This window comes from aff. Roholtiella sp. LEGE 12411 (assembly GCF_015206995.1).
GTDB lineage: Bacteria > Cyanobacteriota > Cyanobacteriia > Cyanobacteriales > Nostocaceae > Komarekiella.
Genome location: NZ_JADEXR010000234.1, coordinates 1 through 6,529, shown reverse-complemented (window position 1 = coordinate 6,529; position 6,529 = coordinate 1). Strand labels below are relative to the sequence as shown.

Sequence of the window (6,529 nt, the reverse complement as noted above, 5' to 3'; positions counted from 1 at the left end):
GGCATGGGGCATTGGGCATTGGGGATGGGGCACTTGTACTGAGCGAAGTCGTTGGCGCAGCCTCTCGTTAGAGAAGTATTGGGCATTGGGAAAGAGAGTTATTCTTTTGCTCCTCCACTCCTCCACTCCATTTCACGATGATTTTTGGGAGCGGCTATTCATATTGATGCGATCGCTTAGTTGACGTAGTGTTTGTGCTAATGTGCGATCGCTTTCCCTAAGTTGGGTAATTTTATCGCAACTGTAGATTACCGTTGTATGGTCTTTGCCACCAAATTCTTCGCCAATTCTAGGTAAACTTAGAGTCGTGTGTTGCCGCATTAGATACATTCCTATTTGACGTGCCCAGCTAATTTCCCGACGTCGTGAGTTGCTTTTTAGGTCTTCAATTGAAATATCAAAAGTATCTGCAATAACCGTTAAAATTGCTTCTGGAGTAGCTGCCACTTTCTCACTAGATGGCTCTAAAACTGGGGCAATATTTCCCACAGTCATGGGTAAACCCCAAATGGAAATATAGGCTAATGCTCGAATTAAAGCTCCTTCTAATTCCCGAATATTAGAAGTATAGTTAGAAGCAATATACTCAATTACATCTCTGGGAAGACGAATATTTTCGTACTCAGATTTTTTCTGTAAAATTGCCATTCTAGTTTCTAAATCTGGTGGTTGAATATCTGCGATTAAACCCATAGAAAAACGAGAGCAAAGACGTTCTTGTAAGCTAGGAATATGGTTAGGAGGACGATCAGAAGCAATGACGACTTGTTTGCCAGCTTCATGTAAAGTATTAAAAGTATGAAAGAATTCTTCTTGCGTATATTCTTTTCCCTCTAAAAACTGAATATCATCTACTAACAAAACATCAGCAGCTCGGTAATGCTCTCGAAAACTTTGCATACTATCCTTACGAATTGCTGTAATTAAATCATTAGTAAACTGCTCAGTAGAAACATAAAATATTTTGCAATCAGGATAAATTTCGCAGCGATAGTGACCAATAGCCTGCATTAAGTGAGTTTTACCTAAGCCTACGCCACCGCATAAGAATAAAGGATTAAATTCTCTGCCTGGAGATTCAGCAACTGCCAAAGAAGCAGCGTGAGCCATACGGTTGTTAGCACCAACTACAAATCGTGAAAATATATACTTAGAATTTAATTCTGTGGTTTTTTGTCTGTGTGTAGGAACATTTTGGACAATACTGCTTGAAGCGGATAATTCCCCAGTAATCTCTGTTTCACTAAGATGAGATTCATCACCTTGAGCAACAGTAATATAAATTTCTACAGGATGCCCCAGAATATCTTGCACCACATGAGCAATTGTATTGATGTAATATTTTTGTAACCAATTACGAGCAAACGGGTTAGGAGTACGTATAACTAAACAATTATTTTCTAATCGCTCCGCACTAGCAGTTTTGATCCAAGTTTCAAAGGTGGGTCGGGATAATTCTAGCTGTAAACGCTCTAATACCTGACTCCACAGACTTTCTATGGGAATTTCCATCATCTACTACCTTTGCTGCTAATCGTCACAATAGAAGATATGAGCAAGCACCAATTTAGCATTGAGACACTCAAGACCTGGAACAAGCTTTCAAGTTGTAACTATTCTGGGATAAACCCGGTAGGCAATATCCTACCACCCACTGACTAGCACGGATAAGTAAAAATACATGAAGAATATTAATCATTACTTAGCGCCTAAAAATATTGATAGCAATGATTTGCCCCGCAGATGGAGAGTAAACAGTATTCTGTTGATGCTGCTAAAAGGGTTAGCAGTAGTATTCTTGGGAAGCTGCTCTCTTCTACCTAACAAGTCATTAGAGACTCAACAAAACGATACTCAGCCTCAAAATACTACTGTCTCCAATCCGCTAATTGCTCCCCCGCCAATTATCTCATCCTCTGGAGATCCCAACTTTGTAGTCGCAGTAGTGCAAAGGGTTGGGCCTGCGGTAGTTCGTATTGATTCTGCCAGGACAGTGACTTCTCGTGTACCAGATGAGTTTAACGATCCATTTTTCCGGCGGTTTTTTGGAGAAACCGTACCATCACAGCCTAGACAACGGGTAGAACGGGGTAGTGGCTCTGGATTAATTATTAATTCTTCAGGTCAAATTTTGACTAATTCACATGTGGTAGATGGTGCTGATACAGTCACCGTCACACTCAAAGATGGGCGGACTTTTGACGGCAAAGTACTAGGTGAAGACCCGGTAACTGATGTAGCCGTAATCAAAATTAACGCTAATAACTTGCCAACCTTAGCTGTGGGTAACTCCGATGCACTGCAACCAGGAGAAGCAGTAATTGCCATCGGTAATCCTTTAGGTCTAAACAATACCGTTACTTCTGGGATTATTAGTGCTACAGGTCGCTCTAGTAGCGACATCGGTGCTAGCGACAAGCGAGTTGATTATATTCAAACGGATGCTGCGATTAACCCCGGTAACTCTGGTGGGCCACTGCTAAATGCTCGTGGCCAAGCGATTGGGATGAACACAGCCATTATCCGAGGCGCTCAAGGCTTGGGATTTGCCATTCCCATCAACACAGTACAAAGAATTGCTCAGGAATTAATTGCTAATGGCAAGGTCGAGCATCCTTATTTAGGGGTTCAGATGGTGACACTGACGCCAGAAGTTAAAGAAAGAATCCAAAATAGAGTTGGCGATCGCCTCAATCTTAGAGCAAATCAGGGCGTTTTAGTAGTTGCTGTTGTGCCGCGATCGCCCGCATCTGTGGCTGGACTACAACCCGGTGATGTGATTAAAAGCATTAGTAACCAATCTGTTACTAAAATTGAGGAAGTGCAAAAGCTCGTAGAAAATAGCAAAATCGGTAGTACGTTGCAAATACAAGTAGAACGCGATGGACAAACTTCACAACTAAGAGTCCGACCGGCTGCTTTACCTGCACAACGTGAAAGCTAATTTGACATACTCACCGACCTAAAGGTGCGGTGATTCTTGACGGATCACAGCAACTAGCTACCGAAGTAGTCTTATGGTCGCTCCCCGTCCGTTTAAGGTCGTGCCGATGCCCCATGCCGACCATTTCTATATTTTTGGAAGCATTATCATCTCTGTCGTGTTCAGTGTTGCAGTTTAAGCACAACACTGAACGAACAGACAAATCAATCTTGCCCCAACGATACCCACAGCAAGAGCAAGTTTGGCTAGTAGGTTCCCATCTGCTAATTACCTTGAAATCCCGGTTAAGTTTTTCAGATTTAGCTTCACAAAATACGCGAAATTCTCTCCAACCTTGCAAGCTAATCACTCTTGCTAGTCTACGGTTTTTGACCATGCCTGACACATTCAAGTCTTCCAAAACAATAGTTTGGTTCTCACTAACTACTTTGGTTGATAGTTTGTGCAAGAAATCTTTACGAGTGTCTGCGATTTGATTGTGTTGCTTGGCGATTCTTATGCGGGTACGTTCACGACGTTTTGAACCTTTTTCCTGTCTTGCTAGTTTACGCGTAAGAAAGCGAATTTTGCGGTCTTTCTCTGAGTAATCAGGGCTTATTGCTTTTTTTCCATTACTCATAACCGCAAAAGTTTTGATTCCCAGGTCGATACCAATGCTTTGGTTTTTAGCATCAGTATGAATAGGCTCAACGTCTACAACAAAACTAAGAAAATAGCGGTTAGCGCAATCTTTAATAACAGTTATGCTACTTGGAGCAGATGGCAACCGCCTTGACCAAATAGGCTTAACATTACCAATTTTGGCTAGATATATTTCATCTCCTTTGATTGAGAATCCACCAATTCTGAACCGTGCTGATTGCCTTTGCGTCTTCTTTTTGAATTTAGGACTACCAACTTTTTTACCTTTGCGCTTACCTTTGAGGGAATCGAAAAAGTTTTTATAAGCAATTCCCAAATCAGCAACAGATTGTTGCAATGGGATATTAGAAACATCAGATAACCATGAACGCTCATCAGTCTTTTTGGCTTGAGTAATCACTGACTTTTGCAAGTCGTTATTACTTGGTAGCTTCGTCGAGCGGGTACGCTCGCCCGCTTCTCTACGAGACGCTCCGCGAACGCTAACGGACTGTTTACAAATAGCCAGTGCATCATTCCAAACTACGCGCACACAGCCAAACAACTGAGCTAAAAGCTTTTGTTGTTGGTCTGTTGGGTAGAAACGGAATTGATATCTAGCTTTCATGGACAATGTATAATTTGTCTGTAAGAGGATTGTACATTGGTCTAGAAGAAGTGACAAGCCAGTTTCGCAGAGAAAGACACTCTATTACAGACCTAAAAATTCATTTGGTCTGCGTTACTAAGTATCGTAGGTCTGTATTCACGAAGGAGAGTCTTGAGTTAATTGATAAAACCTTTAGAGAAGTAGCTAAAAAGATGGATTTTCAAGTAATTGAATTTAACGGCGAGGATAACCATGTTCACGCACTTATTGAATATCCGCCCAAATTGTCCATCTCTCAAATAGTTAATGCACTAAAAGGTGTTTCCAGTCGTAGATATGGACAAGCCGGATACAAAAAACCCCAGAAAGAATGCGAGTTTGCCGGGGGGATACTCCCCCCGGCAACACGCGCAGCTTTATGGAGTCCCAGCTATTTTGCTGTGTCCGTAGGGGGTGCGCCTTTAGATGTCTTGAAGGAGTACATCAGAAATCAAGAAAAGCCGTCGTAGAACCACGGGGCTTGTATCCCATTCTTTTGGTCAAAAGTCAAGAGTCAAAAGTCAAGAGTTATTATTCTCCTTCAGCACTCAGCACGGGCTACCTCACTCCCCCACTCGCCACTTCCATAACCTAGAGGAATTAATTTTGATCATGGCTGAATTAGTGCCAATTATTCAATTAGGCAATCCCATACTGCGCCAAAAAGCGGCTTTGGTTGACAATATTCAAGATGAGCACATTCAAAAATTAATTGAGGATTTAATTACTACCGTTGTTCAGGCTAACGGTGTGGGAATTGCTGCGCCTCAATTAGCACAATCTTATCGTTTATTGATTGTCGCCTCCCGTCCTAATCCCAGGTATCCCAACGCCCCTGAAATGGAGCCTACTGCGATGATTAATCCCAAAATCACTGCTCATTCAACTGAAGTTGTCAAAGGTTGGGAAGGTTGTTTAAGTGTTCCAGGGATTAGAGGGTTAGTTCCCAGGTATCAGGCAATTGAAGTGGAATACACTGATCGCAATGGCAAGTTACAAAAGCAAGAATTAACTGATTTTGTGGCTCGTATCTTTCAACATGAGTACGATCATCTCGATGGTATTGTATTTGTAGATCGCCTGGAAAACACTCTTGAGATGATCACAGAGCAGGAATACCAACAACGAGTAGTTAATAATATTTAATTCGGAATAGCTCTCAAGAATGATACTTCACACCATAAGCTATCATTGCCGCAGATGTTGGGGCTATTGCAACAATTTGATGTTCACCGGACTCAAACTTGATCATTTGTGTCTTATTTATTGCGTAAGCGTAGCACGCAGAAAGCGATATCCTGCATCAATTTCTGTGAGTACTCGAATCGTGCCGTATTTAACATCCCACTGACCACTATCTAAATCTGCTGCCAGTCGCTGAACACCGTGCTGTACCATTTCGTTATCGACGATCGCAAAAGATGAAATCCCGGCTCGAACTTGAGAATTTAAGTACATTTCTGGTCGTCGCCATGCAGCAGCGGCGAACATATCTGATAGATTATGTGGAATATGAAATGGAAATGTTTCAACCTGTCTCTGGGTACAAGCTTCAATTTTTGCTGCAATTGTCGCCAGTGGGGGAAAACGTAAAGCATCCTCTCGCAGCCAAGGAAAGTAATCGTTGAGCCAAAGGGGTTGACTCAGGCGAATATCAAAGGTAAAGAAAACTAAGGCTCCATCTCTAACCACCCGATGAATTTCTCGGCAAGATTGCTCAAGGTTACAGAAGTGATGCATCGACAGGATACTGACAGCAGCGTCAACAGAGTTATCTGGGAGGGGCAAATTTTCCGCTGAGCCAATGAACCACTTGAGGTGTGGGTGTGGCACTGCTTGCGCTTGCATCACAGAAGATGGTTCAACTGCATAAATCCAAAATCCCTGTTGTGCAAGTATATGGCTGTATCCGCCAGTTCCTGCACCAATGTCAGCAACAATACTGTGTTTTGGTAGTGTTAGCAAGTCAGCGATCGCTTGAACAATCCTCAAATCAGGAACGCGAGTGCTGGAATATTCTTGACCTATTACATCGTAGAGCGGCATTATAACAATTTTGTGGTAAGACTGCTGATTTACTCTCAATTATCTCAAGATTATTTATCCTTGGGAAACTTTTAGAGATCAAAGCGATCGCAATTACAGCAGTTTCCATCTTCTTTGCGCCTTTGCGTGAGATAAAAAAGATTTGACACTCCCGTGGCTAAAGCCGAGGGGATTCTTAATCAAACAATTGTAAAGACAACTGCTCAAATAATATCCGCTTTTCAGGTATTACCTTAGATGTACGGTTCTTGCCCTGATCCCGTTTGCCA

At 42.2% G+C, this 6,529-nt stretch carries 7 protein-coding genes; 4 read left to right on the top strand and 3 right to left on the bottom strand.

Features of this window, described 5'->3' with window-relative positions:
• Nucleotides 1–184: hypothetical protein (locus IQ246_RS30035; RefSeq protein WP_208492339.1), on the top strand; the 184-nt coding region annotated here is incomplete at its 5' end.
• Here IQ246_RS30035 and dnaA read toward each other — a convergent pair.
• A complete protein-coding gene (dnaA, locus tag IQ246_RS28285; protein ID WP_194006606.1) occupies nucleotides 133–1,512 on the bottom strand; it encodes a chromosomal replication initiator protein DnaA in 1,380 nt (459 codons plus the stop codon). The genes IQ246_RS30035 and dnaA overlap by 52 nt on opposite strands.
• Before the next feature lie 169 nt (nucleotides 1,513–1,681).
• On the opposite strand from dnaA, the gene IQ246_RS28280 reads away from it, so the two are divergent.
• Entirely contained in the window at nucleotides 1,682–2,944 is a 1,263-nt protein-coding gene (locus IQ246_RS28280; RefSeq protein WP_194006605.1) for an HhoA/HhoB/HtrA family serine endopeptidase, read from the top strand.
• A gap of 10 nt (nucleotides 2,945–2,954) precedes the next feature.
• Here the strand turns inward: IQ246_RS28280 and IQ246_RS28275 are convergent, their stop codons facing one another.
• Nucleotides 2,955–4,193: an RNA-guided endonuclease TnpB family protein gene (locus IQ246_RS28275; RefSeq protein WP_194006604.1), complete on the bottom strand. Its 1,239-nt coding sequence runs from the start codon at nucleotides 4,191–4,193 to the stop codon at nucleotides 2,955–2,957.
• 50 nt (nucleotides 4,194–4,243) lie between these two features.
• On the opposite strand from IQ246_RS28275, the gene tnpA reads away from it, so the two are divergent.
• Both tnpA and def read left to right on the top strand, forming a co-directional pair.
• Nucleotides 4,244–4,684 carry an IS200/IS605 family transposase gene (tnpA, locus tag IQ246_RS28270; RefSeq protein WP_194006143.1) on the top strand — a complete coding sequence of 147 codons (441 nt, stop codon included), beginning with the start codon at nucleotides 4,244–4,246 and terminating at the stop codon, nucleotides 4,682–4,684.
• Nucleotides 4,685–4,826: 142 nt separating this feature from the next.
• Complete coding sequence (gene def / locus IQ246_RS28265; RefSeq protein ID WP_194006603.1) at nucleotides 4,827–5,360, top strand: peptide deformylase; 534 nt, start codon at nucleotides 4,827–4,829, stop codon at nucleotides 5,358–5,360.
• A 117-nt stretch (nucleotides 5,361–5,477) separates the two neighbouring features.
• Here the strand turns inward: def and IQ246_RS28260 are convergent, their stop codons facing one another.
• Nucleotides 5,478–6,260 (bottom strand): class I SAM-dependent methyltransferase, encoded by a 783-nt coding sequence (locus IQ246_RS28260; protein ID WP_194006602.1) that lies wholly within the window; start codon nucleotides 6,258–6,260, stop codon nucleotides 5,478–5,480.
• Between the last annotated feature and the right edge of the window lie 269 nt (nucleotides 6,261–6,529).

Excerpts from the sequence above, each read along its gene's own strand:
- dnaA (WP_194006606.1), bottom strand. The coding sequence starts at position 1,512 with ATGGAAATTCCCATAGAAAGTCTGTGGAGTCAGGTATTAGAGCGTTTA.
- IQ246_RS28280 (WP_194006605.1), top strand. The coding sequence starts at position 1,682 with ATGAAGAATATTAATCATTACTTAGCGCCTAAAAATATTGATAGCAAT.
- IQ246_RS28275 (WP_194006604.1), bottom strand. The coding sequence starts at position 4,193 with ATGAAAGCTAGATATCAATTCCGTTTCTACCCAACAGACCAACAACAA.
- def (WP_194006603.1), top strand. The coding sequence starts at position 4,827 with ATGGCTGAATTAGTGCCAATTATTCAATTAGGCAATCCCATACTGCGC.
- IQ246_RS28260 (WP_194006602.1), bottom strand. The coding sequence starts at position 6,260 with ATGCCGCTCTACGATGTAATAGGTCAAGAATATTCCAGCACTCGCGTT.